Genomic DNA, 26,995 nt, shown 5'->3' with positions numbered 1-26,995 from the left:
TCCGGACCGCAGGAGATTCACTTGGCCGAGAAACTATTCATGGGCGTCGATGGCGGCGGCACGAAATGTCGGATCCGCCTGCGCGACCATGAGGGCGCCCTTCTCGGCGAGGCGACGGGCGGTCTGGCCAATCTCTACCAGGATCTCGGCGCCGCGCTCGCAACCATCCTCGCCACCATCGGCGAGGCCCTGGGCAAAGCGGGCCTCGCCGACAAGGACCGGCCCCGGATCCATGTGGGCCTGGGCCTTGCCGGGGCGGTCACCGAGGAGACGACGGCAGCGGTGCGGCACGCTCTCGAGCGCTTCGCTACGGTCAGCGTCGATGTCGATGCCTATGCCGCCTGCCTCGGCGCTCATGAAGGCGCCGATGGCGGCATCGTCATTGCCGGCACCGGCTCCGCGGGCCTGGCGCTGGTCAAGGGCGAACGCCACTGGATCGGCGGCTTCGGCTTCCCTCTGGGCGATCAGGGCTCGGGCGCCATTCTCGGCCGCGGGGCCTTGCGCCGCGCCGCCTTGAGCCTCGACAATCTCATTCCGTCTTCGCCCTTGCTCGCCGAGCTTCTGGCCAGCTTCGGACGCGACCGCGACGCTTTCGCCGACTGGGCGCGCCATGCCCTGCCGCGTGATTATGCGCAATTCTCGCCACGCATCTTCGCCGCCGCGGCCGCGGGCGACCACCATGGTCGCGAGCTCGTCGAGGATGCGGCGCGTGGAATTGCCCGGCTTGTCAAAGAGCTCCTCGCCCGCGGCGCCCCCCATGTGGCGCTGGTGGGCGGACTGGCGCGGCCGCTCGATCCCTACATGCCGAACGATCTCAAGGTGCATCTCATCGCAGCGCGGCATGACCCGCTCGATGGCGCTATCATGATGGCGCGCCGTGCCGCCGGTCTCAGCGGATGGCACCGATGAGCGGCATCTCGCCCGTCTTCGAGCGCGCCCGCATCGCCGATGGCGGGCCGGCCCCCCTCTATCTCAAGCTCAAGCGGCTCGTCACCGAAGCCATCGCGCAGGGCGAGCTTGCCGACCGCGATGCGATACCGGGTGAGCGCGATCTCGCCCGCATGCTCGGCATCTCGCGCGTCACCGTGCGCAAGGCTTTCGCCGATCTCGTCGCCGAAGGCATCCTCGTCCAACGCCGCGGCTCCGGGACTTTCGTCGCATCGCGGTCCGAGCGCATCGAGCTGCCGCTGTCGCGCCTCACCAGCTTCACCGAGGACATGCGCTCGCGCGGCATCGAGACCATCTCCGACTGGCTCGACCGCTCCGTCGCCTTGCCGACACCCGAGGAAGCGCTCGTGCTGGCCCTTTCGCCGGGCGAGAAGGTGAGCCGTCTCCATCGCCTGCGCCGCGCCGACGACAAGCCGCTCGCCATCGAGCGGGCGTCGATCCCGCAGCGCTTCCTGCCCGACCCGCTCGCCGTCGAAAGATCGCTCTATGCGACCTTGACCAAACGCGGGCTGCGTCCGGTGCGCGCGCTGCAGCGCCTGCATGCCGCGGCGCTCGGCAAGTCCGATGCCCTGCTTCTCGGCCTGCCGGAAGGAAGCCCCGCCCTCTTCACCGAGCGCGTCGCCTATCTGGCCGATGGCCGCGTCGTCGAATTCACCCGCTCACATTATCGCGGCGATTCCTATGACTTCGTCGCCGAGCTTCATCTCACGGCAGGATCATGACCGGACAGCAAACCTATATGGCGCTTGAAACCGCCGAAGCCCCCGAAGCCGTCGCCCGCATGCTCGCCACCAACCGGCAGGCGCTCAAAGAACTCGGCCGGCTCTACCGCGACAGGAAGCCGTCGCATATCGTGACCTGCGCCCGGGGCTCCTCCGATCACGCGGCGTCCTATTTCAAATATCTGATCGAGATCACGCTCGGCCTGCCCTGCTGCTCGGTCGGCGCATCGGTCGTTTCCGTCTATGGCGCGAAGCTTGCTTTGCGCGATACGCTGCTGCTCACCATTTCGCAATCGGGCAAGAGCCCCGACATTCTCGCTTTCCAGGCGGAAGCGAAGCGCGCCGGCATCCCCACCCTCGCCGTCACCAATACCGAGGATTCGCCTCTGGCACGCGAGGCCGATCTCTGCTTGCCTCTCTGCGCCGGGACGGAGCGCAGCGTCGCCGCAACCAAGACCTTCATTGCCTCTGCCGCCATGGCGGCAGGCCTTGCCGCTGTCTGTGGGGGCGAGTCCGGGCTTGTAGACGCGCTCGATCATCTGCCCGATGACCTGACCAAGGCGCTCGCTTTGCGCTGGAGCCAGGCCGAGGAGATCTTGAGCGCCAGCACGTCTTCCTATGTGCTGGGCCGCGGTCCTTCGCATCCGATGGCCGGGGAAGCCGCCCTCAAGCTCAAGGAAACCTCGGGCCTCCATGCCGAGGCCTATTCCGCTGCCGAAGTCGTGCATGGGCCGATGGAATTGATCGGCGAAGGCTTCCCGGTCCTCGTGCTGGCGCCCAAGGACAAGGCCGCCGCCACCACGGCGGAGACCGCGAGGCGCCTCGGTGCCGCGGGCGCCCGGGTGATCACGCCCGACTATGCGCCGACCCGCCACCCGCTGCTCGATCCCGTCTCGCTGATCCAGACCTTCTATGGCAGTGCCGAGCGCATTGCCCGGTTGCGTGGCCGCGATCCCGACCGGCCGCGGCTGCTCAAGAAAGTGACGGAGACAAAATGAAGCGCTTCGCCCTCACCGGTGCCCGCCTCTTCGATGGTGAGCAGTTTCACGATGGCATGGCGGTCGTCATTGCCGATGGCCGTATCGAGAAGCTGGTCACGGCTTCAAAGCTTGACGGCGCAATCACAGCGACCGATCTCGCCGGCGGCATATTGGCGCCCGGCTTCATCGATGCCCAGGTGAATGGCGGCGGCGGAGCGCTGCTCAATGGGGATCCCTCCATTGCCACCATCCGGCGCATGGCCGAAGCCTATCGCGTCTTCGGCACGACGAGCCTCCTGCCCACCGTCATCACCGACGCGCCCGAGATCATCCGCGCGGCGGCCGAAGCCGTGGCCAGGGCCCGGCGCGAAAACGTGCCGGGCGTCATCGGCATCCATATCGAAGGCCCGTTCCTCGATCCGCGAAGGCAGGGCGCCCATCCGCCCGAGCACATCCGCGAGATCACGCCAGCCGACATCGCCTGGCTGAAGGAGCTCGATTGCGGGATCGTGCTTCTGACCGTGGCCCCGTCGCATGTTTCGCCTGACGCCATCAGGGAGCTCAGCGCGGCCGGCATCATCGTCTCGCTCGGTCATTCGGACGCCACGGCGCGCGAGGCCAACGCGGCACTGGCCGCCGGCGCCCGCGGCTTCACCCATCTCTATAACGCCATGAGCCAGCTGCAGCATCGCGAGCCCGGCATGGTGGGCGCCGCCCTTGCCGATCGCGAAAGCTATTGCGGCATCATCGCCGATGGCCATCATGTCGATCCTCTGGCGCTCAAGGTGGCGCTGGCGGCGAAGCCCAGGGGTCGTCTCTTCCTCGTCACCGATGCGATGCCGCCGGCCGCTGGCGGGCCTCCGAGCTTCGAGCTTCAGGGCCGCAAGATCACCGCCCGCAATGGCCGTCTTGAGCTCGACAATGCGACGCTGGCAGGCTCCATCCTGACCATGGATGAAGCGGTGCGCTATTGCGTCGATCAGCTGGGCGTCGATCTCGCCGAAGCCTTGCGCATGGCGGCGCTTTACCCGGCCGCCTTCCTGCGCAAGGACCGCGAGCTCGGCCGCATCCTGCCTGGCTATTGCGCCAATCTCGTCCATCTGACAGATGATCTTGCGGTCGAACGGACCTGGATTGACGGAGTAGCCTCCTCATCATGAAACTCAAGCTCGCCGGTCACCTGAGCCAGGGTTCGGGCAAGGTGAATGAGGATGCTGTTGGCTTCATCGGCGCTGCCGATGACGTCACGGCGGCCTGGGCGCTCGATGGCGTCACCGGCATCAATGACACGGGCCTCGGCGTGGCGGGCAGCGACGCGCAATGGTTCGTCTCGCGCATCGATCATCATTTGCACGACCTTCTCGCGCAACCGCAGGATCTGCCGGGCGCCCTCTCGCAACTGATCGACCGGCTCATTGAGGATATGACGACGCACCGTCTGCCCGACAATTTCGATCCGCCCGCCGCCTGCATCGCCGCGATCTGCCGCATCGGCACGGAATGGCACTCGGTTCGCCTGGGCGATTGCCGGATTTTGGCCGAGGACCGTTCCGGCTTCCGCCGCCTCGTCGATTTTCCCAATGACGAATTCGACCACTGGGTCACGACAGAGGCGACGCGCCTGCGCCAAAGCGGCATGACGAAGCTCGACGACCTCTTCCGCGCTTTGCAGCCGGCCCATTTCGCCAGCCGCCGCCAGCGCAACAAGGAAGGCGGCTATGGCGTGATCGAAGCCGATCGCGCCTGTCTCGCTTTCGCCGAATATCTGCCGCTCGACCAGCCTTCCCATGTGTTGCTCTCGACCGATGGCTTCTTCCGTCTGGTCGATCACTATGGAGAAGCATCCGAGAGCACCCTGTTGGCGCGCGCGGCGCAGCAGGGCGGGGTTTCCGCCCTCTATGGCAGGCTGCGCCAGATCGAGCGCGGCGATCCCGATTGCATGAACTTCCCGCGCCTCAAGCCGCAGGATGATGCCAGCGCCATCGCGCTGATCCGGGCGTGACCCTTCTCCAGACATTACAGTTTTGTAATTTCGATTGACAGTCACGCCTGTTCAATCGGAGTATTCCGGGATGTTGGATTTCGTGTTCGGTTTCCCGGAATTACGTCCGGAAGAAGAGCTGGCAAAAATCGTTGCAGCAATGCGCAACGGAAACAGAAAAATCAACGAGAGAGGACGCCCATGAGAGACCTGACCGCCAACCGCAGAACCGCGCTGAGGCTTTTAGGGGGAGCCGCCGGCGCCCTCGCCGCGCCCTATAACATTCGCCCCCGTCCGGCCTGGGCGCAGAGCAACACGCTCAACATCACCACCTATGACAAGTTCCTGCCGGCCGAGTTCCTCGACAAATTCCAGAAGGATACCGGCATCCAGGTCAATATCCGCCTCACCGACGATCAGGGTAAGCAATATAACCTGCTCGCCGCCGAGGGCGCCAATCCCTCGACCGACATGGTCACTGTCGCCGGCCACCGCTACACGCAGTTCATCAGCTCGGACCTGCTGGCGCCCCTCGACACCGACAAGATCAAGAACTGGAAGAACCTGAACCCCGCTTATCAGAACGCGCCATGGACGCGCGTGAACGACAAGCTCTGGGGCCTGCCGATTCTTGCCGGCTATGAGGGCCTCGCGATCAACACCAGCTATGTGAAGGATCCGCAAAGCTGGGACGTCATGTTCGATCCGCAGTACAAGGGCATGACGTCCTATATCGTCAGCGACTTCATGACCATTGCCATGAAATATCTGGGCTATGACGGCGACTTCGTCACCTATGTCGACAAGCGCGAGGAGGCCCAGAAGGCGACCAACGCGGCCCGCGACTTCCTCATCAAGCACAAGGACATGGTCCGTAAATATTACGACGCGGGCTCCGAGGTGCAGCAGATGTTCCTCAACGAGGACATCTATCTCGCCCATTCCTGGTCGGGACCTGCGGCGAAGCTCATTGCCGAAGGCCATCCGATCCGTCTCTCGGTGCCGAAAGAAGGCACGTTCGGCTTCTGCTACACGCTGAACATCGTCAACCACGCGCCCAATGCCGAGAACGCCTACAAGCTCCTCGATGCCATCCTGGCCTCGCCCGAGGTCGGCGCCTCGATGACGCGCCAGTCGGGTTTCGCCTCGACCATTTCCGGCGTGCCGGAGCTCCTCACCGATCTTGAGCGCGCCGCGAACTCGCTGCCGCAGGAGCAGGTCGAGCGCATCGTGTTCTTCTCCTCGGTGAACCGCGACATGAAGAACGAAATGATCGACAAGGCCACCGCCGAGGTGAAGGCCGCCTGATCTTCCGAACGATTGAAAGGCGCTCCGGCGGAGAATGCCGCCGGAGCGGCAGCATCTTCATGGCGAGTATCGAGGCAGCGCAGGCGGAGCTGGAGAATGGCGGGCCCATGCCGCGCTATTCGACGAATATCAGCCGGATCGTCAATTCGCGGCTCTATCAGCTGACCCTCGGCGCGGCGGTGGCGAGCCGGGCCGGACGGCTGGCTCTGTTGGCCGCCGTGCCGCTGCTCTGGCTGGCCTTCCTCCATATCGGCCCGATCTATCAGATGGCGAAGATCAGCTTCCTGACCAGCTACCCGCTCCAGCACGGCCGTCCTGCGAGCTACACGCTCGCCAACTACGCGATCTTCTTTTCCGAATCGATCTATTTCATGCCGCTGATCCGCAGCTTCGTCTTCTCGCTGGCGTCGACGGCGATCACCCTCATCGTCGTGTTTCCAGTCGCCTATTATGTGGCGAAGATCGTCCGGCCCGACTGGCGCTCCAAGGCCTTGCTGCTCCTCCTCGTCCCGTTCTGGGCGGGTGAGCTCATCCGCACCTTTTCGGTCATCATGCTGCTTGCCAACCGTGGCGCCCTGAACTTCCTCCTGCGCGACATCGGCCTCATCGACCGTCCCATACCGATGCTCTATACCTCCTTCTCGCTGGGCTTCGGCCTCATCTATCTCATCTGCCTCTATATGCTGCTGCCGCTCTACTCCGCGATCGACAAGATCCCCAAGCATCTGCTCGACGCCGCAGCCGACCTGGGTGCCGGACCTTTCACGCGCTTCCGCCGCATTGTCCTGCCGCTGTCGCGCGACGGCATCGTCTCCGGCTGCAGTCTCGTCTTCCTCACCTGCATCGGCGTCTTCGCCACCCCCATGCTGCTCGGCGGTCCCACCAATGTGATGTTCCCCGAGACGATCAGCGGCTTCTTCCATGGCGCCAGCGACAAATGGCCGGTGGGGGCGGCCTTTGCCCTGATCATGCTCGTTTCCGCGCTCACCACGGCCGGCATCTTCATGCGGCTGGTCGGCGGCAAAGCCACGAAGCTGATGTGATGCGCGCCTATTTCTCCGACATCCCGCGCACCCTGCTCGCCATGGGCTACTGGGCCTTCATGCTCTATCTCCTGGTGCCGCTGACCCTCATGATGGCGATGAGCTTCAAGGATGCCAATTTCATCGCCTTTCCGATCGGCGACTTGACCTTGCGCTGGTACAGCCAGGTTCTGCACGACAAGCAGTTCCTCGAAGCCTGCCTCTATACCATCGCCATCGCCGTCGCGACCACTTTCGCCGCGACGGTGATCGGCGTGTGGATCGCCATGCTCATCGCCCAGAGCGGCAGCCGCTGGAGCGGCATCCTTTTCGCGCTGGCCTGCCTTCCGGCGGTGGTGCCGGGCATGATCTCGGCCATCTCGCTGCGCGTCTTCATCTCGACCATCGACATGCCGACCGGCACCGGCGCCATCGTGCTCGGCCACACCGTGCATGCCGTGCCCTTCGTCGTCGTCATGGCGCTGACGCGGCTGCGCTCGATGCCGCCCAATCTCGTCGATGCGGCGCGCGATCTCGGCGCCGACAGCATCGTCGCCTTCTTCCGCGTGACCCTGCCCTATCTGGGCCCGGCGATCGCCGGCGGCATGATCTTCTGCGTCCTGCTCAGCGTCGATGATTTCGTGCGCACCTTCTTCCTGGGCGGCTATCGCCCGACCCTGCCGATGCTGATCTTCGCCAAGGTGCAGGGCGGCATGTCGCCCGAGATCAACGCGATGGCGACGCTCGTTCTCATCGTTACCGCCGCCGTCGGCCTCTATGCCGAGTATATGACCCGCCGTTCGAGGAGTCGCTGATGCAACCGGTCGTCCAGTTCGAGAATGTGACCAAGACCTATGGCCAGGCAATCGCGGTGGATGATCTCAACCTTGCGATCGAGCCCGGCAAGTTCGTGACCTTGCTTGGCCCTTCCGGCTGCGGGAAGTCGACGACCTTGCGCATGCTGGGCGGCTTCGAGACCCCCAGCTCGGGGCGCATCCTGCTCGCCGGCAGGGACGTGACGCACCTGCCGCCCAACAAGCGCAACGTCAACATCGTCTTCCAGGATTACGCGCTCTTCCCGCATATGAATGTCGCGCGCAACATCGCTTTCGGGCTGGAGCTGCAGGGAAAATCCGCCGATGCCATCCACCGGCGGGTGATGGAGCTCCTGAGGCTGGTCAGGCTCGAAGCTTTTGCCGAGCGCCTGCCGTCGGAGCTCTCCGGCGGCCAGCGCCAGCGCGTGGCGCTGATGCGTGCCCTGGCTCCCGACCCGCAGGTCTTGCTGCTCGACGAGCCGCTCTCGGCACTCGATGCGAAATTGCGCCAGCAGATGCAGATCGAGCTGAAGGCAATCCAGGAGACGACCGGCAAGACGTTCCTGTTCGTGACCCACGACCAGGAGGAGGCGCTCACCATGTCGGATGTGATCGTCGTCATGAACAACGGCAGGATCGAGCAGATGGGCGATCCGCACACGCTCTATTCGCATCCCAACAGCGTCTTCGTCGCCAACTTCATCGGCGAGGCCAATCTTCTGAAGGCGACGGTTGTCGCCCGGGACGGCGACAGGACGGCGTTGCGCTGGAACGGGCTCGAGGTCCAGGCCTCCGCCACCGGCCATCCCGCCAAGGCGGGTGATGCCGCCTGCATCGTGGTGAGGCCGGAAGCGATCCGGTTCTCAGGCTCGCCCGCCGACGGCGTGAATGCGATGCCGGGCAAGATCCGTCAGCGCGTCTTCAAGGGCAACCACACCTCGATGCTGGTCGAGGTCTCGGACGGCACTCATCTTACCGCGCTCGTCCATCTGGGCGATACGGAATCGATCGCCGGCGAGGATGTTTGGATCAGCTGGAAACCTGAGAATGCCACCGTCATCCGTGACGAGGCGGTGCCGGCGTGAGCACCGTATCTCCCATTGGCGCGGCCATGGCCAAGAACCTCACCGAGCTCGAGCAGCGGGTGCGCGACGACCTTGCCTGTCTCTGCCTGCCACCCGCGAACTGGGTCGTCCCGGCCGAAGGGCCCGATGGTGAGCCGGTCCATGACGTCGCTGTCATCGGCGGCGGCATGTGCGGCCTGGTCGCGAGCTTCGCGCTGCGGTGCGCCGGCATTCGCAATCTGCGCATCCTCGATCGCGCACCCAAGGGCTTCGAGGGTCCATGGCTCACTTATGCCCGCATGGAGACCTTGCGGTCGCCCAAGCAGCTGACCGGTCCTGCCTATGGCATGGCCTCGCTCACTTTCCGCGCCTGGTTCGTCGCCCAGTTCGGCGGGGAAGCCTGGCAGGCGCTCGACAAGATCCCGCGCCCGATGTGGGCCGAATATCTGCGCTGGTATCGCGAAGTCCTCGACTTGCCGGTCGAGAACGAGGTGGAAGTCCGGCGCATCCGCCCGCAAGGCGATCTCCTGCGGCTCGAGCTCGCAGGGCCGGGCCGGCGCGAGGACAGTATCCTCGCCCGCCGCGTGGTCATGGCAACCGGGCGCGACGGCACCGGAAGAGCCAGCATCCCGGCCTTCGTCGATGGCCTGCCGAAGACCCATTGGGCGCATTCCTCCGATGCCATCGACTTCGCAGCCCTCAAGGGCAAGCGCGTGGTCGTGGTGGGCGTCGGCGCCTCGGCGGTCGACAATGCGGCGGAGGCTCTCGAGGCCGGGGCCGCGGAAGTCCGTCTCCTGGCGCGCCGCAAGGTGATGCCGACCATCAACAAGCTGATGGGCATCGGCTCCTTCGGATTCACCGCCGCCTATTCCGAGCTGGATGATGCCTGGCGCTGGCGCATCATGCATTATTCCTTCCTTACCCAGACGCCGGCGCCGCGCGGCTCGACCTTGCGGGTGAGCCGGCATGCCAATGCCTATTTCCATTTCGGCGCGGGCGTCGAGACAACGCGGATGGTTGACGGCGAAGTCGTTCTCGGCCTCGACGGCGGCCGGCGGCTCACCACCGACTTCCTGATCCTCGGCACGGGCTTCCTGGTCGAGCCGCTGGCCCGCACGGAGCTTGCGGGCTATGCCGACAAGATCGCCCTGTGGCGCGACCGCTATCGCCCACCCGCCGGGCTGGAGCACGAGCAACTGGGCAATTTCCCCTATCTCGCCGAGGATTTCAGCTTCCTCGAGCGCTCGCCGGGTGAAGCGCCATGGCTCTCGCGCATCCATTGCTTCAATTACGGCGCGAGCGTGAGCCTGGGGAAGACCAGCGGCGACATTCCGGGCATCAGCGAGGGGGCGGCCTGGCTCGCCCGCGCCATCGCCGCCGAATTCTATGCCGAGAATATCGAGGCGCACTGGCAACGTCTGCTCGCCTATGACACGCCGGAGCTCAAGGGCGACGAATGGCGGGGAAGCGAATTGCCGGAAGAGGCGGAGGAAGCACCCGCCAGGAAACGAGGACTGCAATGACGGATTTGCTGCTTGAGCTGGCGCGGATCGCACCCGAAAGCCCCCTGGCCGCGATCGCCGCCAAGCGCGGCGATGTTTTCGAGCTGACGCAGAAGACGCATGACGCGGCGCTGCGGCCTTTGCAGCCCGGCGGACTCTCGCATGGCTTGCGCGCCGCACTCGCCTGCCGCATCGCCGCCCTCAATGGCGACGCGCCGTTCCTTGGGCATTTTCGCGGGCTGCTCGACGAGGCGAAGGCAAGCGAAGACGAGAGAAAAATCGCTGAGCTGTCCTGGACGGGCGGCGATGATCGCTCGCGGGCGCTGATCCGTCATACCGATCTCGTCGCTTCGGAGCCGAAGAAGGCTTCGGGCGCCGATATAAGGCTTCTGTGCGAGGCCGGCATTGCCGAGGCCGATATTGTCCGTCTCTCCGAGCTGATCGCCTTTGTGAGCTATCAGATCCGGGTGGTGGCGGGATTGCGTCTGTTGAAGGGAGCCCTATGAGCCGCATCGTCAAGGATTTCACCAGCCGGGTTCCCCATTGGCATCCGCATGTGACGCCGGTCGAGCTGGACAAGGCGACGCCGGCCCAGCTCGACGCCTTGCAGGTGACGCCATCCAACCGCAAGATCTCGGACTATGTGCTGGTGCTCGCGCATGATCCGGAGACTCTGAAGCAGCGCTCGCCATTGTTCAACGCCATCATGTACAACCGGGGCGGCATGTCGCGTGCCGAGCGCGAGATGGGCGCGGTTGCCGCGTCCCGCGTCAACCACTGCATCTATTGCGCCGCCGTCCATGCCGAGCGCTACAATCAGCTCTCCAAGGACGAGACGGCGATGGCGAAGGTTCTCGCCGACGGCGCCGAGGCCGACCTGACGCCGCGCCTGGGTGCGATCCTGCGTTTCGCGATGAAGCTTTCCGAATGCCCGCCGGCGGCCACTGCCGAAGACGTGACGGCGCTGACGCAGGCAGGGCTCGATGCGGAGGAGATTCTCGATCTCGTCCTGTCGGCCGCTCTGTTCGGCTGGGCCAACCGCCTGATGCACACTCTGGGAGAACCGGTCGCGGCATGAAAAGCAACGAGCCATTGCCCGGCCCGAGCGAGCCGCCGGCGATCGGCCCCCGCCTCCAGGCGCAGCGCAAGGCGCGCAATCTGACGCTTGCCGAGCTGGCGCAGGTCTCGGGCGTGTCGCGCTCGATGCTGTCGGAGATCGAGCGCGGCGACGCCAATCCGACCTATGGCACACTATGGCACCTGACCAGGGCTCTCGGTCTCGACATTACGAGCCTCATCTCAGGTGCCAGCGAAGAGGCGCGCGCCATCGATCACCAGACCGAGCATTCGACGCCGGTGATCCGCGGCGCCGATGGCACCTGCACCTTGCAGATCCTGTCGCCGGCATCGATGGTATCGGCCACCGAATGGTATCTGCTGAACTTCGAGCCCAATGGCCGGCTTGTCAGCGAGCCGCATGCGGCCGGCACGATCGAGCATCTCCATTGCACCGAGGGCGAGATTTCGGTGACCAGCGGCGTATCGAGGACACTCCTGCGCGCGGGCGAGACGGCGCGCTATGCGGCGGATGTGGAACACGGCTTGGTGAGCACTGGCGCCGTGGGTGCCAGGGCCTTTCTCGTCGTCACCTTCGATCCGGCGAGTCGAACCAGATAGACCACCTCATGGAGAAAGCCGGAAGATGCGCGTAGGAATAGTCGGAGCCGGATCGATCGCCTTTGCCACGGCCTGCCTTCTTGAGCAGATGGGCCACGAAGCCGTGCTGTGGTCGCCTTCGGGTGAGCGTACCGCGGCGCTGGCCCAAGGCGAGCCGCTGACCGCCACCGGCGCCATCCAGGGTATTTTTCATCCGAAGGTCGCCGCAAGCGCCAGGGCCCTGACTGAAAGCGCCGACGTCGTCTTTATCGCGCTGCCGGGCTACGGGCACAAATTCGCCTTTGACGCCATCGCGCCCTTCCTTGCCGCGAAGCAGACTGTCGTCATCAGCTCGCATGCCTCTTTCGGCGCCCTCTATCTCGGCCGCGCCCTTGCCCGCCGCGGCCTCATGGTGCCGATCGTCGCCTGGGGCACCACCGTCGTGACCGGCCGGCAGAGGAGCCCAACCGAGGTCAATGTCAACACCGTGCGCAAGATGGTCGATCTCTCGACCGTGCCGGTGGCGCAGAGCGCGCATGGACTTGCCGTCTGCCGGAAGCTCTTCGGCGACCGCTTCGTCGATCGCGGCAGCCTGATGGCGATCGCGCTCAGCAATCTCAACCCGCAGAACCACATGGGGATCGCGCTCTGCAACCTGACGCGCATGGAGCGCGGCGAGACCTGGAGCCAGGGCCAGAACGTCACCCCGAAAGTGGGTAGCCTGCTCGAGGCGCTCGACGCGGAAAGGCTTGCCATCGCCAGGGCATTGGGCCACGACGTGCGCACCATCTTCCAGCATTTTCATCTGTCCTTCCATGTGCCCATGAGCTCCGTCTCGCAGATGAACCAGGAAATGCATGCGGCCGGCAATGGCGGCACCGGGCCGGCGACGGCGGAAAGCCGTTATGTTCTGGAGGACGTGCCCTTCGGCCTGGTGATGACGGTGAAGCTCGGGCGCCTCGCCGGCAAGCCGGCAGAGCTCCATGAGGCGGGTGTCAGGATTTTCTCGGCCCTCTATGGCCGCGATTTCTTCGCCGAGAACGATCTCCTCGCCGCTCTTGATCTCGACAGCATGTCGCTTGCCGATATCGTGGCGTTGTCGCGGGACGGTTATTGCCTGCAGGAGTGAGGCGTGCCGGCGCAAGCCGGCAGGAAAGTCAGGCTGCCAGCTTCTGGGCTTTCATATTGGCGGCGGCGACGGCATAGCCGCCGGCCGCGCCGTCGATGAAATGAAAGTGATCGCGCGCGAACGGGTTGGGGACGAAACATGTCATCAGCGCCGAGCTCTGCCGATGCAGCCCGTAGCGGCAGAGACCGTCGTCGCGGGCGCGCGCCAGGCGCTCCTCGAGACGCGCAACCAGAGCGGGCGCTATGTCCACCGTGAGCTTGAGGCCGTCGTCGAATTTGCGGAAATCGGTATTCTGCGCCACATCGTTCTTGTAGGCGGCGGGGTCGAAGCGGCCGACTTTCACGTTGGTGCGGAAGACGAGCCAGCCGGCTAGCGATTCGGCGAGAATGTAGAGCTTGCGCGCCAGCAGCGACCCGCGGCGCGAGGCGAGCGCTTCGTAATTGAGACCCTTGGGCGGGAAGCCGAATTTGCGCGGCACCGGCAGGCCCGCCTGCTCCTCGCCGCTGACGATGCGGATGATGTCGTCGACCAGCCCGGCAAATTCGCCGCTGCGCGCTTCATCCGCCGGCGTGACGATGATGGAGACAATCTCGCCGTTCTTCGCCGCGATCGGATCCCAGCGGCAGGAGAGCCCGGTGAGATCCGGCCGGGCGCCGGCGGGCGCCGGGGGCACCGCATATTTGCCCGCCTTCATCTGGCTCTCCGCCCAATTGGCGCCGCCGCCGGCGAACATCGCATAGGTGACGTTGGAGCTTGCCCGAAACCGCGCCACCCGCACATCGAGTCCGTTCGCCCTGATGTCGCTGAGCGGCACGATGGCGGCACGCAGATCGAGGCCCAGATCCTGCTTCACCCAGGCTTGCGTCAGGGCGAGCGCTTCGCGCGTCGGCGCGACCGCATTCTCCGGCACCGCCAGTATGGCGCCGTCGCCGCCGAAGACGAACGGTATCTTGCGATGGCCGAGCGCATTGAGCACCGCCGAGATGACGCTGGCGCCCGCCATGTTGACGGCCTTGTATTCGCCCCGTTCGATGGCGCTGGTCGAGCTCACGATATCGGCCGTCGCCAGCGACCATCCATCCGGCAGAGGACGATAATGGCGCGCATCGGCAACGCCGGAAAATTCCTCGAAGGCCGGCAGCGTCTCAAAGAAGTCTTCCTGGGTCATCGCGGTCATGGCAACACGCTAGCATGGCGGGCGAATCTTGGCGATTGCGCTGCGCATTGACGCAATAGGCGAAGGCGGTCATAGGCAGAGGGGTGAAGATCGCTTTCTACGCCCCGCTCAAAGCGCCCGACCATCCTGTCCCTTCCGGAGACCGGGAGATGGGGCGTCTTCTCATCCGGGCGCTGGAAACAGCGGGCTTCCGCGTCTCTGTCGCCAGCACCTTGCGCGCCTTCACGCCGGAACCCGATCTCATGCCCAAGCTTCGGCAGGCTGCCGATGCGGAAAAGGCGAGGCTCATGCAGGTCTGGACGCAGACGGGCAAGCCCGATCTGTGGTTCACCTATCATCCCTATTACAAGGCACCCGATCTCCTGGGTCCCGATCTCGCGCGTCATTTCGATATTCCCTATGTCACCGCGGAAGCGTCCTATTCGCCGCGGCGCGACCGGCAGGGCTGGGCCGCGGCGCAGGCCTGGGTTCGCGACGCCATCACCCTTGCCCGCCTCAATCTGTGCTTCACCGACCGCGACCGCGACGGTCTTGGCAGGGCGGTGCCTGGCGGCCGCTTCGCGTCGCTTGTACCCTTCATCGATACGGCCGCCTTCGCGGATGGTTTCGCCGAACCGGCGGGCCGAAACCTCATGACCGTGGCGATGATGCGCAAGGGCGACAAATTCGCGAGCTTTACCATGCTGGCCAAGGCGCTGGCCTTGCTGCCCGACCTGCCCTGGCATCTCTCGGTCATCGGCGATGGCCCGGTGCGGCGCGAAACCATTGCCTTGTTCGCAGGCCTTCCGCGTGAGCGTTTCGACTGGCGGGGCGAGCTTGCCCCCGACGCCGTGCCGTCCGCTTTGCGCAAGGGCGGCATTTATGTGTGGCCGGGCTGCGGCGAGGCCTATGGCCTGGCCTATCTCGAGGCACAGGCTGCCGGCATGCCGGTGGTGGCGCAGGCGACCGCCGGCGTTCCCGCCGTGGTCGAGCATGGCCGCACCGGTCTCCTGACGCCCGATGGCGACGTCGCAGCCTATGCCGCAGCGATCCGTGATCTCTTCAGCGATGATGCCAAGCGCAAGGCCTATGGCCAGGCCGCGCGAAGCTTCGTGCTGGACGAGCGCGCTCTGGCGCCGGCCTCGCGCCGTCTCGCCCAGCTCCTGAAGGACGCGCTGGCGTGACGCCTGGTTTGTGGCAGCCGGTTCTCACCGAGCTTGCGCTTTGGCGTGAAGCCGGACGCAGGGCAGATCTGTGGCTGCGCGACGACGATGCCATCGCGCCGACGCCGAAACTCGACCGGCTGATCGCCTTGACGGCGGAATTCGCCGTTCCGGTCGGGCTCGCGATCATCCCCGCCAGAACCGGCCCGGCGCTCGCCCGCCATCTCGACAACGCTGAATTCGTTCATCCGCTCGTCCATGGCTGGTCGCACGCCAATCATGCGCCGCCCGCGGAGAAGAAGCAGGAGCTGGGCGACCATCGCCCGCCGGGCGTTGTGCTGAAGGACCTGGCCGAAGGCCTGACGCGGCTCACTGACCTCTACGGCAGGCGCCTCACAGCGATGCTGGTGCCGCCCTGGAATCGCATCGCTGTTTCCCTGCTCGATGATCTGCCTTCTCTCGGCTTCACAGCGCTCTCGGTCTTCGGCCACAAGCTCGTCTCGCGACCCCGCCTCAGTGTCGTCAACACGCATGTCGACATCATCGACTCGCGCGCCGGCAATGCCTGCCGTGACCATACGGTGCTGGTGGCTTCGCTGACGCAGGAGCTCGAGCGCGCGCGGCGGGCGGGAGGCACTCCCATCGGCATATTGAGCCATCATCTGGTGAGCGATGACGAAGCCTTCGGCTTCCTGCGCGGTCTCTTCTCCGCCACCGCGCAATCGCAAGCGGTCAGCTGGCGCACCCCCGGCGACCTGATCGGCCCATAATCAGAGCTCGATCACCTGCCCCTGGCGCGCCACGAAGGCGCCGGAAAAAGCCGCTTGCGCATCCTTGCCGATGGCATCGAGTTCGCTGTCGGTACGCAAGGGCGAATGATGGAAGATGGCAAGCTTCCTGGCCTTGGCCGCCCGGCACAGGCGCACGCCTTCTTCCCAGCTTGAATGGCCGAAGCCCCGATAGCGTTGCATCTCCTTCTCGACGAAGGCCGCGTCATAGATGACGAGGTCGGCATGATCGATGAGCTTGAGCACATTCTGGTCGAGCTTGCCGGGCACATGCTCCGTGTCGGTGATGTAGCAGGCGCATTTGCCCTGGAATTCGACCCGGTAGCCGACGGCGCCATTGGGGTGATTGAGGCTGCCGGTACGCAAGGTGACGCCGTCATGGGGGGTCAGCACATCGCCCGGCTTGAAATCCCGGTAGTCGACATCGGCGATGAAGATTTCCGGCGCGATCGGAAAATAGGGCGCCTTCATGATCCCTGAGATCATTTCATGAGTGGTCATCACGCCCGCCAGATGCCCCGACCAGATCCTGATCTTCATGCTGCCGCGATAGAACGGCATGAAGAACGGGATACCGAAAATATGATCCCAGTGGCAATGCGAGAAGAACATGTCGAGGCGCTTGAGGCCCTTCTCCTCGATCTCGATGCCGGCGCGCTTGAGGCCGGAGCCGGCATCGAACATCAGAAGATGCTCGCCGCAGCGCATCTCGACACAGGACGAATCGCCGCCATAACGGGCGAAATCGGGACCCGAGACCGGGATGCTTCCCCGCGCACCCCAGAACTTCACGGTAAAATCTGGTTTCGCCATCAAGTACTTAAACCCTCGCTTGGCCCTATCGTAGCAGGTCTGGCGTGCTATGGAACTCCAAAGCGGGAAGCTCCGTCGCCCGCTTGACCGCCACCACCTCGATGGGCTCGACCCGCCCGCGAATGTCGATTCGCCGGGTCTCGAGCCCGCCCCTCTCGACCCCGGCCTTGTCCAGGACGGCTGTGGAAATGATGGCCTGCATATTGAGCTCCTTGCACGCTCCTTCGAGACGGCTTGCGGTATTGACCGTGTCGCCGAGCGCCGTAACGCCGCCGGCACCCGAGGATTTGCCTGCCGCCCCTATGCGCCCCAATATGGCCGTGCCCGCATGCAGCCCGATCCCCATTTCGAGCTTGCCGCGCAATTCCTCATGCAGGCTTTGGTTGAGGGCATCGAGCACGCCGCCCATCGCGCGCGTCGCCGCGAGCGCATCGCGGGCACCCGCTTTCGCCGGCCGGTCCATGCCGAAGATCGCCATGATGCCGTCGCCCATGAACTTGTCGACATAGCCGCCGGTATCGTTGATGACCTCGCTCATGCGGCCGAGATACTGGTTGAGCAGGAACACGACGTCATACGAGAGACGCTGCTCGGACAGCCGGGTGAAGCCGCGCAAATCGCAGAACATGACCGTGACGTCCTGCTCGACGCCCCAGAAATACTTGTCCGTCAGCCCGCCTAGCGCATCGACGCTCACCGCCGGCAGCAAAGTCGTGACGGTGATGTCGCTCACCGGTCGATACTGGCAGGCGAGCCTGACATTGGCCGGGGCGCCGACGCGCTGCAGCACGCGGCGCTCGCCGGCATCGGGTGGAGGCTCGTTCGCCGCCCCTTCGATCACCCGCACCCGGCAGGTCGAGCAGCGCGCCCGGCCGCCGCAGACCGAGGCATGCGGGATATTGTTGAAGCGGCTGATCTCCAGGACCGACATGCCGCGCCGCGCCGACACGCGCTGCCCGCCCGTATAGGTGACGGTGATCTTGTGCCGGTAATGGTCGACGGCGCTGAGCCCTGCGCGCACCGCCACCACCGCGGCAAGCACGCCCAGATAGCCGTAGAACTCGTAGTTCATGAGCCCGAGAAGAAATTTGTATTGCTCGGGAGTGAACGGCGGCTGGAAATCGGTTTCGTAGCGCACCGCACGGCCGGCCGAGGCGAAGCCCGCATAGGCCAGCGCCGGGATGAGGGTGGCGAGCGCCACCCACAGCCATTTGAGATCGCGATACCAGCTCCTGAATTCGAGCCAGTGATGCAGACCGATGCAGCCATGCACCCACACCAGGATCATCAACACGGCCTGGCGTACCGCCTCCGATGTCCACATGACCCATAGCGCGTAAGTGTAGTTGTCCTCGAAGCCCACATATTCATGGGCGACGCGCAAGCCGGTGACATGGCGCATCAGAAGAAGCGGAATGAGGAGGCCGAAGGCGAGCTGCACCCATTCATGCGCTGCGATCCTGAGATTGCGCCGGCCGACGAAAACCACGACACCGAGCACGAAATGGATAACGAACGCGCCGGCAAGGATGAGCGTGCCGACGAGGCTGCGGGTGACGGCGGTGCGCAGGTCACGCACCCATTCCATCGCATCGATGGAAACCAGGCCCACCGCATGATTGAGGAAGTGCGTGAGCACGAAGGCGAACAGCACAAGGCCGGTGGCGAGCCGCGCCTGGCGCAGGCTCACGCGCGGCAGCGTCATCTTGTGAGGCAAGGCAACGTCGGGATGCGCCATGACGGCCTCCGCCGCAGGCCGCAGCTAGTGCGTCTTGCGCCGCAATTCGCTGCGCGCTTCGCTGAGCTCGGCGGTCGTGTGGCTGAGACGGTCGGCGAGCACCCGCATGATCTCGACCGCCATCTCCGGAAACTCCGCCAGCAGCTTAAGGAAATGGTCCTTGCGGATGCGCAGTGTCTCGAGCGGCGCATTGGCCCGGACCGTCGCGGTGCGCGCGACGTCGCAGAGAATGGCGATCTCGCCGACGATCGAATTGGGTTCGAGAGTCGCCACCTTGATCTCGCCGCTTTGCGAATTGACCAGGATGTCGGCCGAGCCGGAGAGAACCACATAGGCGGCATCGCCCGGATCCCCCTGCTTGAACAAGGTCTGTCCGCTGCTGAAGCTGACCCGGTCCGACGTGAAGGCCAGAAGCTTGAGCTTGGCCGGAGCGACGCCCGAAAACAACGGCACGCGCCGCAACAGCTCAACTTCATCTCTCAGCTGCATGGCTCATTTCTCCCATATCATTCCCCTATCTTACGACGCCAGGAGACCGGCGAAAACGCCCTTTCGGGACATCAGATGGTCATAATTGCCGTCCTCGACGGCAACCCCCCGGTCCAGCACCACCACCCTGTCGAACAGGCGGGCGAGATTGGGATTGCTCAGCACCCAGATCACCGCCGGCTTGCGCCCGTCGCGGGCGGCTTCGCCCAGCACCGAGCGGACCAACTGCTCCTGCGTGCGCTGCTCGACCGACGACAGCGCCTTGTTCAGGATGATGAAATCGCCGCGCTTGAGCAGAGCCCGCGCCACATGCAGCTTCTGGCGCTGCACCGTGGTGAGGCGGCGGCCTCCGACGCCGACGTTGAATTCAAGTCCCACCTTCATCACGTCCTGGCTGAGATCGAGATCATCGAGCACCGCGCGCACGATGCCGCGGATGCGGTCGCCGGCATCCGCGTGCCGGTGGCCGACGCGGCCGAACAGCACATTGTCGAGGATGCTCGCCGATTTATTGTAGCCTTCCGGATCATAGAGCTCGATCGCGCCCTTGAGGTTGTCGGGCAGATTGTCGTGGAAGACCATGCGCGCCTGGACGATACGCTCCATCATCCCGTCGTCGAGCAGGCCGAAGCGGTAGCGCGGCTCGACATAGGAGAAGGTGAGCTTCATCATGCGCCGGCGATCCGCCTCCGAGATCGCGGCGAAGGGCTTGTCCTGAACGCGCTGCAGCAGCGCCTGATAGTCCGGGATCTCGTCCGCCGTCATGAAGATGAGCTGCTGGAAGAACGGATGATCGGGCGGCAGGTCGCGGAACAGCTCTACCGCGTTGCGGGCGATCTCGACGCCCATGCGATAGAGCGCCTCATCGAGATTCGATTGCGTCAGGATGGAGCGGAAATAGGCATTCGCCGCCAGATTGGCGTTGGAAAGCTCAGGCCCGACCGGCGTGCCGAACAGGAGATTCTCGGCCACCGTCGCCTCGGTGTTGTAGAGTGCGAGATCGAAGGACGCGACGAGGCCGGAAAGCCCCTCTTCGTCGAGCCGCGTCTGCAGCGCCTTGCGGGCCTCGACGATGTGCCTCGGGATCGCCGGATGCAGCTTCTCGTCGAGTGAGGCCCGCAGTCCCAGATCGAAGACATCATCGGAGAAGGAGACGGCTTCGAGGACATGCTCGACGGCGGCGGAAAGATCTTCCGGCCCCTTGGCGCCGATCGTCTCATAGTCGATCCAATCGCTGCGCAGATCGTGATCGGGGTTGCCGGCGCGCTGCGCTTCGCTCACTTCCCATTCGCGCTGGCTGGCGAGCGTTCCTTCATAGGCCGGATGGCGAACCGGATAGTGTTTCAGCACATAGACGAGATTGTCGTAGATGGTGCCCTGGAACAGATGCGCCTCGCCTGCCGCATAGGCAATGCGCCGTCCGGTGACGGCTTCCGGCAGCGCCAGCAGATCCGCGCCGTTGACGGAGATGCGGCCGTTCTCCGGCCAGACCAGCCGGGCAATGGCGTCGGCAAGCGCTTCGGTGCCGCCGCCGGCGGTGCCGATGACCGCGACATTCTCGCCCGGGCGGATGTCGAGCGTGATGTTCTCGAGCAGCCTGGCGCCGCTGTCGTCGCTGGCGGAAAAATTGTAGATCGAGATCGGCGTCTCGATCGGCGTCGCCGGTTTGCTGGCGAGCGCCTGGACCGCGGGATCGATGAGCTGGTCGACATGGAACTGCTCATAGACCTGCGCATATTTGACCTGCACATCGAGACGCTGCTGGTCCCAGTCGATCAGGTCCTTGATCGGACTCGGCAGGTCCTTGTAGGCCGAGATCACCGCGACCAGCTGACCGATATCAAGCTGGCCCCTGAGCGCCAGATAGCCGCCGATCGCGTAGAACAGGAAGGGCGTGACCTGCGCCAGGAAATTGTTGAGGAACTTGACGAAGAATTTCCACTGATAGAGGTCGTAGCGGATCTTGAAGATGCGTCCCAGGCGGCTGGCGATATCGGCACGCTCGTAGTTCGACGTATCATGGACGTGGATCGACGAGATGCCGTCGACGATCTCGCCGACCCGGCCCGCCAGCTGGCGGGCGGTGAGCTGGCGCTCCTTGCCCAGCCGGATGAGGCGGCGGCGCATCTTGGGGATGATGATCCCCTGAATGCCGACCATGAAGGCGGCCAGGATGCCGAGCCAGAAATTCTGCAGCACGATGAAGAAGAGCGCGGTCCCCGCCTGCATGCCGAGGAAGGCCGGTTGCACGAAGGCATCGCCGATGAAGCCGCCCAGGGGCTCGACTTCATCCTTCACCATGGTGGCGACTTCCGAAGCCTTCACCCGCTTGAACACATTGGGCGGGAAGCGCAGCACGCGGTCGATGAGCTGGAAGCGCAGGCGGCGCAGCATGCGCTCGCCGAGCCGGCCCTTGAAGGTATTGATGTAGAATTTGAACAGCCCGTTGACGACGACCAGGAGGAGAAAGGCCGCCGACAGCGCCATCAGCATGCCGAAGCGGCTGAGATGGAAGCCCTCGAAAAGGACGACGGGCTCGATCTTCCCCAGCCAGTCGGGAAGGTCGAGGACGATCTTCAGGAAGGTCTGCTGGGCATCGGGTGTGTTGAAGCCATCACCCTGGATCGGTCCGTTGACGATCTGCTTGGGCAGGTCGAGCGACAGGAAATAGGTCGGCATCGACAGCAGGATGATGAACAGGATCCAGATCTGCTGCCGGCTCGTGTGCCTCCAGATGTATACTGCGAGATTCTTATCCATCGTGATGAGGGCGCCTGGACCGTGGAAAAGGGCTGACGTGGCAGAAGAGATGCATGGTTCCCGACTTCAGCATACAAAAAGGCTCGCGCCCCGGCTACTGGCAGAAAAGCCATGCCAATCAATACTTAACATCATTGCCGGCCCGCCAGGCGCTGGGCCAGGATACGGGCCGTTTCCGCGGCCCCGTCGAGACTGATCTTGTGCGTCGCGGGCGACGGCGCGCCGGCCATCGCCGCGGCCAGGCTTTCGGGCGTCAGTTCGTTCTCGGTCACGACCGCGGCAAGGCCCAGCTCCGCCAGGCGGCGGGCGCGCTCGCTCTGCTCGGTCTCGCCCCCGGCCGCGAAGGGTATGAGAACCGCGCGGCAGCGGGCCTGCAGGAGGTCGCAGACCGTATTGTAGCCGGCCTGCGATATGGACAGCCGGGCATTGGCGAGAAGCCCGGGGAAGTCGGCCCGGAAGGTCTCGAGCCGGATGCCGGCGGGCAGCGTCGCGGCGAGCGCCGCTTTTTCGCCCGGCGGGAAATGCGGGCCGGTGATGATGCACCAGCGCGGCCATTGGGCGGCGAGGCGCGCCGCCACCATGGCCGCGGTCGCGACCAGCCGCTGCCCGACAATGCCGCCGCCGGCCGAGACCACCACGTCGAACCGGTCGGGCGACGGCGCCGACGCGCCGGCCACCAGCCCGGTATAGGCGATGCGCTCCCTGATCTCGGCTGCGCGCGGGAACGTCTCTTCGAGCCGCGCGAAGCCCGGATCGCCATGAACGAGAATGAGATCGAAAAAGTCCTTGATGAGCGCCAGTGTCTCTTCCGCACGCCCGGCCTTGCGGTTCTCCTGCAGGATATCGCGCACCGAGCTTGCGATCAGGGGCGGCCTTACCCTCGCCTTGGCGCGCTCGATGAGCGGCAGCAGTTCGAAGCGCATCTGCCGGCGGCCGAATGGAAAGGCCTCGATGATGAGCACATCGGGGTCGAGCGCGTCGAACTCGGCAAGCAGACGCTCGCATCTCTGCGCCTTGAGCGCCGCACTGACCGGCTGATCATCTTGATCGACGAGCGCCGAGAAGGCCGCATCGCGTGACCGTATGGGCGGCAATTGCACCACCCGCACCTGGCCGGTCGGAAAGCCCGTCACCGGCGGTCCGCCGCTCACCAGCGTGACGTCGACCGCCGCCTGCTCGAGCGCCGAAGCGATGCGGCTGACCCGCGCCAGATGGCCGATGCCGAGAAGATGCTGGACATAGATGAGTGCCTTCATGCCGCATCCCGCACGCCGCCGAACAGCCGGGTGAGCTGACGGATGCTCGCCGCATGATCGAAATCGCTGCGCACGCGCCGCTCCGCCGCATCGCCGAACTCACGCCTGAGAAGGGGATCGCGGATGGCCTTGGCGAGAGCTTCGCTCAAGGCGCCCGGATCGTCGGGCGCCACCAGAAGCCCGTTTACTTTGTCGCTGAGAAGTTCCGGCACGCCCGAGATCGTCGTCGACACGCAAGCCAGCCGCTGGCTCGCCGCCTCGACCAGCACATTGGGCAGTCCGTCGCGGTCGCCGTCGCTGGCGATGCGGCAGGGCAGCACGAAGAGATCGCTCTCGCGATACTGCGCCAGCACCTCGGCCTGCGCCATGGACCCTTGCCAAAGGATGCGTTCCGCCAGCCCGAGCGCTTCCGCCCTGGCCTTGAGTGCCGGCAAGAGCTCGCCGCCGCCGATATGGACGAAACGCCAGGAGAGGTCCCCGGGCAGCAGCGCCAGCGCATCGAGCAGCACGCCATAGCCCTTCTTCTCCACCGCCCGCCCGACGCTGAGCAGGACCACAGGATCCCGGATGACCGTGCCGTCGCGCGCCGGGCGCTCCGCCGTGAAGCGGCCGAAACGGGCGAGATCGAGGCCATGATAGCTCAAATGCACGCGCGCAGGATCGGGGCTCAGGCTCTTGAGCTTGTCGAACCCGGCTTTGGTGCAGGTCACGACGAAGCGGGCATCGGCGAGCTTGTCGCGCAGCTCCCAGTCCGGTGATGTCCAGATGTCCTTGGCATGCGCCGAGCAGCTCCACCCGACGCCGAGAAGCAGGCTCGCATAGCGCGTGACTGCCGCCGGCGTGTGGATGAAATGCGCATGCAGCCAATTGAAATCGGCGGGGAATTCGGCCGCCAGCACCAGGGCCTGGCCGAAGCGGCGCCAGCGGTTGCGCGTCCGGTCACGCCTGAGATCGGCCAGGAAGGCGCTTCGCATCGACCGGTAGTTTCTGTGCCGGCGCATCTTCCACCAGGCCCTGAGGACCCTCAGCGGGTCGTCGCGCAGATATTCCGGCAGATAAGTGACCGGCGCCTCGATCTCGTCATGTACCGGATGACGCTTCTTGTCGGTGGGATGACGCATCGACATGAGGACGAGCGCGTGACCGGCAAGCTCGAGGCCGCGCAGTTCCTGGGCGATGAAGGTTTCCGAGAGACGCGGATAGCCTTTCAAAACGATGACGATCTTCTTCGTCAATTTCCGCCTTCGATGACCGAAAGCCGCTTCTGCGAGCCGGGCTCGAGCCATTCGCCGACGAGATCGGTGATCCTCTCGAGCCCGTCGAGCCTTAGCTTCGAGGTGACCTTGGAGGGCGGCGCCCGCTCGGGCAGGACCTTGAGCGCCTCGGCAAGGCGCGCCGGGTCTTCCGCCTCTTCCGGCAGCAGCATGTCGATGACGCCGAGTTCGGCGGCACGCCGGGCGCGGATCAGCTGCTCTTCGCGCGGCGTCACGCGTGGCACGATGAGCGCCGGCTTGTCGAAGGACAGGATCTCGCAGAAGGTATTGTAGCCGCCCATGCCGACCACGGCGCGGGCGCCGGCGACCAGATTTTCCATGCGGTTGTCGAATTCGATGATCTCGACATTGGGAATGGCCGAGCCCTTCTTGAGGAGCTTGCGCCGCTTGCGCGCCGGCATGAACGGCCCGAGCACCACCAGCAGCCGGTGCGTCAGGGTTGCGTCATGGCGGTAGGCGTCGAAGATATTGTGGATGAGATCGGCGCCGTCGCCGCCGCCGCCCGTCGTCGCCAGTATGTAGTTGCCCTCGACCTCGCGCATCGGCACGTCGGCCTGCGGCAGATGCCGCTGCAGGAAGCCGACATAATGCATGCGCGACCGGACATTCTGCGGCACATCGAAGCCGGTGAGCGGATCGTAGAAGTCCTCAGGACCGTAGACCCAGATCGAATCGTAGAACATCCCGGCCTTGCGCAGGACATCGCGCTTGGCCCATTCGGCCTTGAGCAGATTGGGTGCGTCCATGACCTCGCGCAGGCCGAGCACCAGCGTGGTGCCGTGCGTCTTGAGATAGGAAAGCGTCTCCTCGAGCTCGCCGCGCAGGCCGAGCGGCTCCTTGTCGACGATGAACATGTCGGGCTGGAAGGATTCGGCCGTATGGCGGATGATCGCCTGGCGCATCTCCAGCGTCTCATGCAGATCGGTGTGGCGGTCGAGCGATGTATATTCGCCGTTATGCAGCTTGATGATCGAGGGAATCTTCACGAAGTCGACGCGCACGCGGTAGTCGAAGGCGCCCGCGATGGTTGAGCCCGAGATGATGAGGACGCTCAGGCCCCGGTAGTTCTCGACCAGCGAATGGGCGATGGTGCGGCACCTTCTGAGATGCCCGAGGCCGAAGGTGTCGTGGCTGTACATGAGGATTCGAGCATGTTCGAGCCGGCGCATCAGCACTCCCCTCTCTTTTTTCCGGCCCGCCGGAACCGGCGGACCAGGCCATGGCGCGGCAACTCGACCATATGGTGAGGATGCCCCCTCATTTGTACGGATCCGCGGCGTCGCGCAGTCCGTCTCCCAGGAAATTGAAGGCCAATATGACGACGATCACCGGGATGACCGGCAGCATAAGCCAGGGATAGAGCGCCACCACATTGATGTTGGTGGCTTCGTTGAGCAGCACCCCCCAGCTGACGATCGGGGGCCTGAGGCCCAGCCCGAGGAAGCTCAATGCGGTTTCGCCGAGGATCATGCCGGGGATGGATATGGTGGCCGAGGCGATCAAATGCGACATGAAGCCGGGGACCAGATGCCGCGCGATGATGCGGCTTCCTCTTGCACCCATCAGCTGGGCCGCAAGGACATAGTCCTCCTCACGCAACGCCAGTAATTTCGAGCGTACCGCACGGGCAAGTCCGGTCCAGTCGAGCAGGCCGAGGATGAAGGTGATGCCGAAATAGACGAGCAGCGGCGACCAGGTGACAGGCATGATGGCGGCGAGCGCCAGCCACAGGGGAATGCTGGGCAGCGATTGCAGCACTTCGATGAGCCGCTGGGTGATGAGATCGACCACACCGCCGCGATAGCCGGCTATGCCGCCGATGACGATGCCGAGGATGAAGCTCACCGCGACGCCGAGAAGCCCGATGGTGAGCGAGATGCGGGCGCCATAGATGATGCGCGAGAACACGTCGCGCCCGAGCTGGTCGGTGCCGAGCAGGAAGAACTGCCCACCTTCGGCCGGGCAGACGAGATGCAGATTCGTCTCGACCAGGCTCCAGAACTTGTAGGCATCGCCACGGCAGAAGAAGCGCAGCTTCTGCACCTTGCTGGTGTCGTCCTTGTATTCGCGCCTGAGGTTCTCCATGTTGAGCTGGACGCTGCGGCCATAGACGAACGGTCCGACGAAGCTTCCCTCATGGAACAGCCGCACTTTCTGCGGCGGCGCGTAGATGGCGCCGACATTGCGGGTGGCAAGATTATAGGGCGCCAGGAACTCGGCGATGACGATCATCACATAGAGGATGGCGAGGATGACGGCGGAGAGGAGCGCCAGCCGGTGGCGCTTGAATTTCCACCACATGAGCTTCCACTGCGAAGCGAGGAACACCCGCTTCTGCTGCTCGCTCATCGTGTCGCCCGAAGTCGGGTCGAAAGGAGCGACCGACACATAATGCCTGAGCGGCTGGCCCGGCGGCGGCAGCGGCGTCATA

At 64.8% G+C, this 26,995-nt stretch carries 25 protein-coding genes; 16 read left to right on the top strand and 9 right to left on the bottom strand.

The features are described from left to right. Positions 1–21: 21 nt before the first annotated feature. The 14 genes from DT068_RS00800 to DT068_RS00735 all read left to right on the top strand — a co-directional run bounded on the left by DT068_RS00800 (position 22) and on the right by DT068_RS00735 (position 13,127). Positions 22–909, top strand: a complete 888-nt coding sequence (locus DT068_RS00800) for a glucosamine kinase nucleotide-binding domain-containing protein (protein ID WP_162913927.1) — start codon at positions 22–24, stop codon at positions 907–909. Beyond that, a complete protein-coding gene (locus tag DT068_RS00795) occupies positions 906–1,670 on the top strand; it encodes a GntR family transcriptional regulator (protein ID WP_119387862.1) in 765 nt (254 codons plus the stop codon). Before DT068_RS00800 ends, DT068_RS00795 begins: the two co-directional genes overlap by 4 nt. Then, entirely contained in the window at positions 1,667–2,668 is a 1,002-nt protein-coding gene (locus tag DT068_RS00790; RefSeq protein WP_119387861.1) for an SIS domain-containing protein, read from the top strand. The genes DT068_RS00795 and DT068_RS00790 overlap by 4 nt, the downstream gene beginning before the upstream one ends. Then, positions 2,665–3,810 carry an N-acetylglucosamine-6-phosphate deacetylase gene (gene nagA / locus DT068_RS00785; RefSeq protein ID WP_119387860.1) on the top strand — a complete coding sequence of 382 codons (1,146 nt, stop codon included), beginning with the start codon at positions 2,665–2,667 and terminating at the stop codon, positions 3,808–3,810. Before DT068_RS00790 ends, nagA begins: the two co-directional genes overlap by 4 nt. Beyond that, positions 3,807–4,652 carry a protein phosphatase 2C domain-containing protein gene (locus DT068_RS00780; RefSeq protein WP_119387859.1) on the top strand — a complete coding sequence of 282 codons (846 nt, stop codon included), beginning with the start codon at positions 3,807–3,809 and terminating at the stop codon, positions 4,650–4,652. Before nagA ends, DT068_RS00780 begins: the two co-directional genes overlap by 4 nt. A 180-nt stretch (positions 4,653–4,832) precedes the next feature. Beyond that, positions 4,833–5,939: an extracellular solute-binding protein gene (locus DT068_RS00775; RefSeq protein WP_119387858.1), complete on the top strand. Its 1,107-nt coding sequence runs from the start codon at positions 4,833–4,835 to the stop codon at positions 5,937–5,939. A 59-nt stretch (positions 5,940–5,998) separates the two neighbouring features. Then, complete coding sequence (locus DT068_RS00770; protein ID WP_368904352.1) at positions 5,999–6,982, top strand: ABC transporter permease; 984 nt, start codon at positions 5,999–6,001, stop codon at positions 6,980–6,982. Further along, positions 6,982–7,776, top strand: coding sequence for an ABC transporter permease (locus tag DT068_RS00765; RefSeq protein WP_119387857.1), 795 nt, complete (start codon positions 6,982–6,984; stop codon positions 7,774–7,776). The genes DT068_RS00770 and DT068_RS00765 overlap by 1 nt, the downstream gene beginning before the upstream one ends. Further along, a complete protein-coding gene (locus tag DT068_RS00760; protein ID WP_119387856.1) occupies positions 7,776–8,861 on the top strand; it encodes an ABC transporter ATP-binding protein in 1,086 nt (361 codons plus the stop codon). Before DT068_RS00765 ends, DT068_RS00760 begins: the two co-directional genes overlap by 1 nt. 26 nt (positions 8,862–8,887) lie before the next feature. After that, positions 8,888–10,363 (top strand): NAD(P)-binding domain-containing protein, encoded by a 1,476-nt coding sequence (locus DT068_RS00755; RefSeq protein WP_119388284.1) that lies wholly within the window; start codon positions 8,888–8,890, stop codon positions 10,361–10,363. Beyond that, positions 10,360–10,848 carry a CMD domain-containing protein gene (locus tag DT068_RS00750; protein ID WP_119387855.1) on the top strand — a complete coding sequence of 163 codons (489 nt, stop codon included), beginning with the start codon at positions 10,360–10,362 and terminating at the stop codon, positions 10,846–10,848. The genes DT068_RS00755 and DT068_RS00750 overlap by 4 nt, the downstream gene beginning before the upstream one ends. Further along, on the top strand, positions 10,845–11,420 hold the full coding sequence (locus DT068_RS00745; protein WP_119387854.1) for a peroxidase-related enzyme: 576 nt from the start codon (positions 10,845–10,847) through the stop codon (positions 11,418–11,420). Before DT068_RS00750 ends, DT068_RS00745 begins: the two co-directional genes overlap by 4 nt. Beyond that, on the top strand, positions 11,417–12,019 hold the full coding sequence (locus DT068_RS00740) for a helix-turn-helix domain-containing protein (protein WP_119387853.1): 603 nt from the start codon (positions 11,417–11,419) through the stop codon (positions 12,017–12,019). The genes DT068_RS00745 and DT068_RS00740 overlap by 4 nt, the downstream gene beginning before the upstream one ends. 25 nt (positions 12,020–12,044) lie before the next feature. Continuing rightward, positions 12,045–13,127 (top strand): NAD/NADP octopine/nopaline dehydrogenase family protein, encoded by a 1,083-nt coding sequence (locus tag DT068_RS00735; protein WP_119387852.1) that lies wholly within the window; start codon positions 12,045–12,047, stop codon positions 13,125–13,127. A gap of 28 nt (positions 13,128–13,155) precedes the next feature. Here the strand turns inward: DT068_RS00735 and DT068_RS00730 are convergent, their stop codons facing one another. Then, on the bottom strand, positions 13,156–14,304 hold the full coding sequence (locus DT068_RS00730; protein ID WP_119387851.1) for a DUF3095 domain-containing protein: 1,149 nt from the start codon (positions 14,302–14,304) through the stop codon (positions 13,156–13,158). Positions 14,305–14,387: 83 nt separating this feature from the next. On the opposite strand from DT068_RS00730, the gene DT068_RS00725 reads away from it, so the two are divergent. Both DT068_RS00725 and DT068_RS00720 read left to right on the top strand, forming a co-directional pair. Next, on the top strand, positions 14,388–15,467 hold the full coding sequence (locus DT068_RS00725; RefSeq protein WP_119387850.1) for a glycosyltransferase family 4 protein: 1,080 nt from the start codon (positions 14,388–14,390) through the stop codon (positions 15,465–15,467). Then, entirely contained in the window at positions 15,464–16,216 is a 753-nt protein-coding gene (locus DT068_RS00720) for a polysaccharide deacetylase family protein (protein WP_119387849.1), read from the top strand. Before DT068_RS00725 ends, DT068_RS00720 begins: the two co-directional genes overlap by 4 nt. Here the strand turns inward: DT068_RS00720 and DT068_RS00715 are convergent, their stop codons facing one another. The 8 genes from DT068_RS00715 to DT068_RS00680 all read right to left on the bottom strand — a co-directional run bounded on the left by DT068_RS00715 (position 16,217) and on the right by DT068_RS00680 (position 26,994). Further along, entirely contained in the window at positions 16,217–17,047 is an 831-nt protein-coding gene (locus DT068_RS00715) for an MBL fold metallo-hydrolase (RefSeq protein WP_119387848.1), read from the bottom strand. A gap of 25 nt (positions 17,048–17,072) precedes the next feature. Next, a complete protein-coding gene (locus DT068_RS00710) occupies positions 17,073–18,785 on the bottom strand; it encodes an adenylate/guanylate cyclase domain-containing protein (protein ID WP_119387847.1) in 1,713 nt (570 codons plus the stop codon). Between the two features lie 24 nt (positions 18,786–18,809). Further along, entirely contained in the window at positions 18,810–19,274 is a 465-nt protein-coding gene (locus tag DT068_RS00705; protein ID WP_119387846.1) for a cyclic nucleotide-binding domain-containing protein, read from the bottom strand. A gap of 30 nt (positions 19,275–19,304) precedes the next feature. After that, complete coding sequence (locus DT068_RS00700; RefSeq protein ID WP_119387845.1) at positions 19,305–22,034, bottom strand: ABC transporter transmembrane domain-containing protein; 2,730 nt, start codon at positions 22,032–22,034, stop codon at positions 19,305–19,307. A gap of 131 nt (positions 22,035–22,165) precedes the next feature. Continuing rightward, entirely contained in the window at positions 22,166–23,290 is a 1,125-nt protein-coding gene (locus tag DT068_RS00695; protein ID WP_119387844.1) for a glycosyltransferase family protein, read from the bottom strand. After that, positions 23,287–24,525, bottom strand: a complete 1,239-nt coding sequence (locus tag DT068_RS00690) for a glycosyltransferase family 4 protein (protein ID WP_438816392.1) — start codon at positions 24,523–24,525, stop codon at positions 23,287–23,289. Before DT068_RS00690 ends, DT068_RS00695 begins: the two co-directional genes overlap by 4 nt. Further along, positions 24,522–25,736, bottom strand: coding sequence for a glycosyltransferase family protein (locus tag DT068_RS00685; RefSeq protein WP_119388283.1), 1,215 nt, complete (start codon positions 25,734–25,736; stop codon positions 24,522–24,524). Before DT068_RS00685 ends, DT068_RS00690 begins: the two co-directional genes overlap by 4 nt. Positions 25,737–25,821: 85 nt before the next feature. Further along, positions 25,822–26,994 carry an ABC transporter permease gene (locus DT068_RS00680; RefSeq protein ID WP_119388282.1) on the bottom strand — a complete coding sequence of 391 codons (1,173 nt, stop codon included), beginning with the start codon at positions 26,992–26,994 and terminating at the stop codon, positions 25,822–25,824. Between the last annotated feature and the right edge of the window lies 1 nt (position 26,995).

Origin of the sequence: Taklimakanibacter lacteus, from assembly GCA_003576695.1 — a bacterium.
GTDB classification, from domain to species: domain Bacteria; phylum Pseudomonadota; class Alphaproteobacteria; order Rhizobiales; family Aestuariivirgaceae; genus Taklimakanibacter; species Taklimakanibacter lacteus.
The sequence above is the reverse complement of the archived record's forward strand: the minus strand, read 5'-3'. Positions and strand labels throughout refer to the sequence as shown.

What these genes read in the sequence shown, in the direction of transcription:
- DT068_RS00790 (WP_119387861.1), top strand. Translation starts at nt 1,667, where the DNA reads ATGACCGGACAGCAAACCTATATGGCGCTTGAAACCGCCGAAGCCCCC.
- DT068_RS00760 (WP_119387856.1), top strand. Translation starts at nt 7,776, where the DNA reads ATGCAACCGGTCGTCCAGTTCGAGAATGTGACCAAGACCTATGGCCAG.
- DT068_RS00705 (WP_119387846.1), bottom strand. Translation starts at nt 19,274, where the DNA reads ATGCAGCTGAGAGATGAAGTTGAGCTGTTGCGGCGCGTGCCGTTGTTT.
- DT068_RS00770 (WP_368904352.1), top strand. Translation starts at nt 5,999, where the DNA reads ATGGCGAGTATCGAGGCAGCGCAGGCGGAGCTGGAGAATGGCGGGCCC.
- DT068_RS00710 (WP_119387847.1), bottom strand. Translation starts at nt 18,785, where the DNA reads ATGGCGCATCCCGACGTTGCCTTGCCTCACAAGATGACGCTGCCGCGC.
- DT068_RS00740 (WP_119387853.1), top strand. Translation starts at nt 11,417, where the DNA reads ATGAAAAGCAACGAGCCATTGCCCGGCCCGAGCGAGCCGCCGGCGATC.
- DT068_RS00750 (WP_119387855.1), top strand. Translation starts at nt 10,360, where the DNA reads ATGACGGATTTGCTGCTTGAGCTGGCGCGGATCGCACCCGAAAGCCCC.
- DT068_RS00745 (WP_119387854.1), top strand. Translation starts at nt 10,845, where the DNA reads ATGAGCCGCATCGTCAAGGATTTCACCAGCCGGGTTCCCCATTGGCAT.
- DT068_RS00730 (WP_119387851.1), bottom strand. Translation starts at nt 14,304, where the DNA reads ATGACCGCGATGACCCAGGAAGACTTCTTTGAGACGCTGCCGGCCTTC.
- nagA (WP_119387860.1), top strand. Translation starts at nt 2,665, where the DNA reads ATGAAGCGCTTCGCCCTCACCGGTGCCCGCCTCTTCGATGGTGAGCAG.
- DT068_RS00735 (WP_119387852.1), top strand. Translation starts at nt 12,045, where the DNA reads ATGCGCGTAGGAATAGTCGGAGCCGGATCGATCGCCTTTGCCACGGCC.
- DT068_RS00695 (WP_119387844.1), bottom strand. Translation starts at nt 23,290, where the DNA reads ATGAAGGCACTCATCTATGTCCAGCATCTTCTCGGCATCGGCCATCTG.
- DT068_RS00780 (WP_119387859.1), top strand. Translation starts at nt 3,807, where the DNA reads ATGAAACTCAAGCTCGCCGGTCACCTGAGCCAGGGTTCGGGCAAGGTG.
- DT068_RS00755 (WP_119388284.1), top strand. Translation starts at nt 8,888, where the DNA reads ATGGCCAAGAACCTCACCGAGCTCGAGCAGCGGGTGCGCGACGACCTT.
- DT068_RS00775 (WP_119387858.1), top strand. Translation starts at nt 4,833, where the DNA reads ATGAGAGACCTGACCGCCAACCGCAGAACCGCGCTGAGGCTTTTAGGG.
- DT068_RS00700 (WP_119387845.1), bottom strand. Translation starts at nt 22,034, where the DNA reads ATGGATAAGAATCTCGCAGTATACATCTGGAGGCACACGAGCCGGCAG.
- DT068_RS00765 (WP_119387857.1), top strand. Translation starts at nt 6,982, where the DNA reads ATGCGCGCCTATTTCTCCGACATCCCGCGCACCCTGCTCGCCATGGGC.
- DT068_RS00680 (WP_119388282.1), bottom strand. Translation starts at nt 26,994, where the DNA reads ATGACGCCGCTGCCGCCGCCGGGCCAGCCGCTCAGGCATTATGTGTCG.
- DT068_RS00795 (WP_119387862.1), top strand. Translation starts at nt 906, where the DNA reads ATGAGCGGCATCTCGCCCGTCTTCGAGCGCGCCCGCATCGCCGATGGC.
- DT068_RS00715 (WP_119387848.1), bottom strand. Translation starts at nt 17,047, where the DNA reads ATGGCGAAACCAGATTTTACCGTGAAGTTCTGGGGTGCGCGGGGAAGC.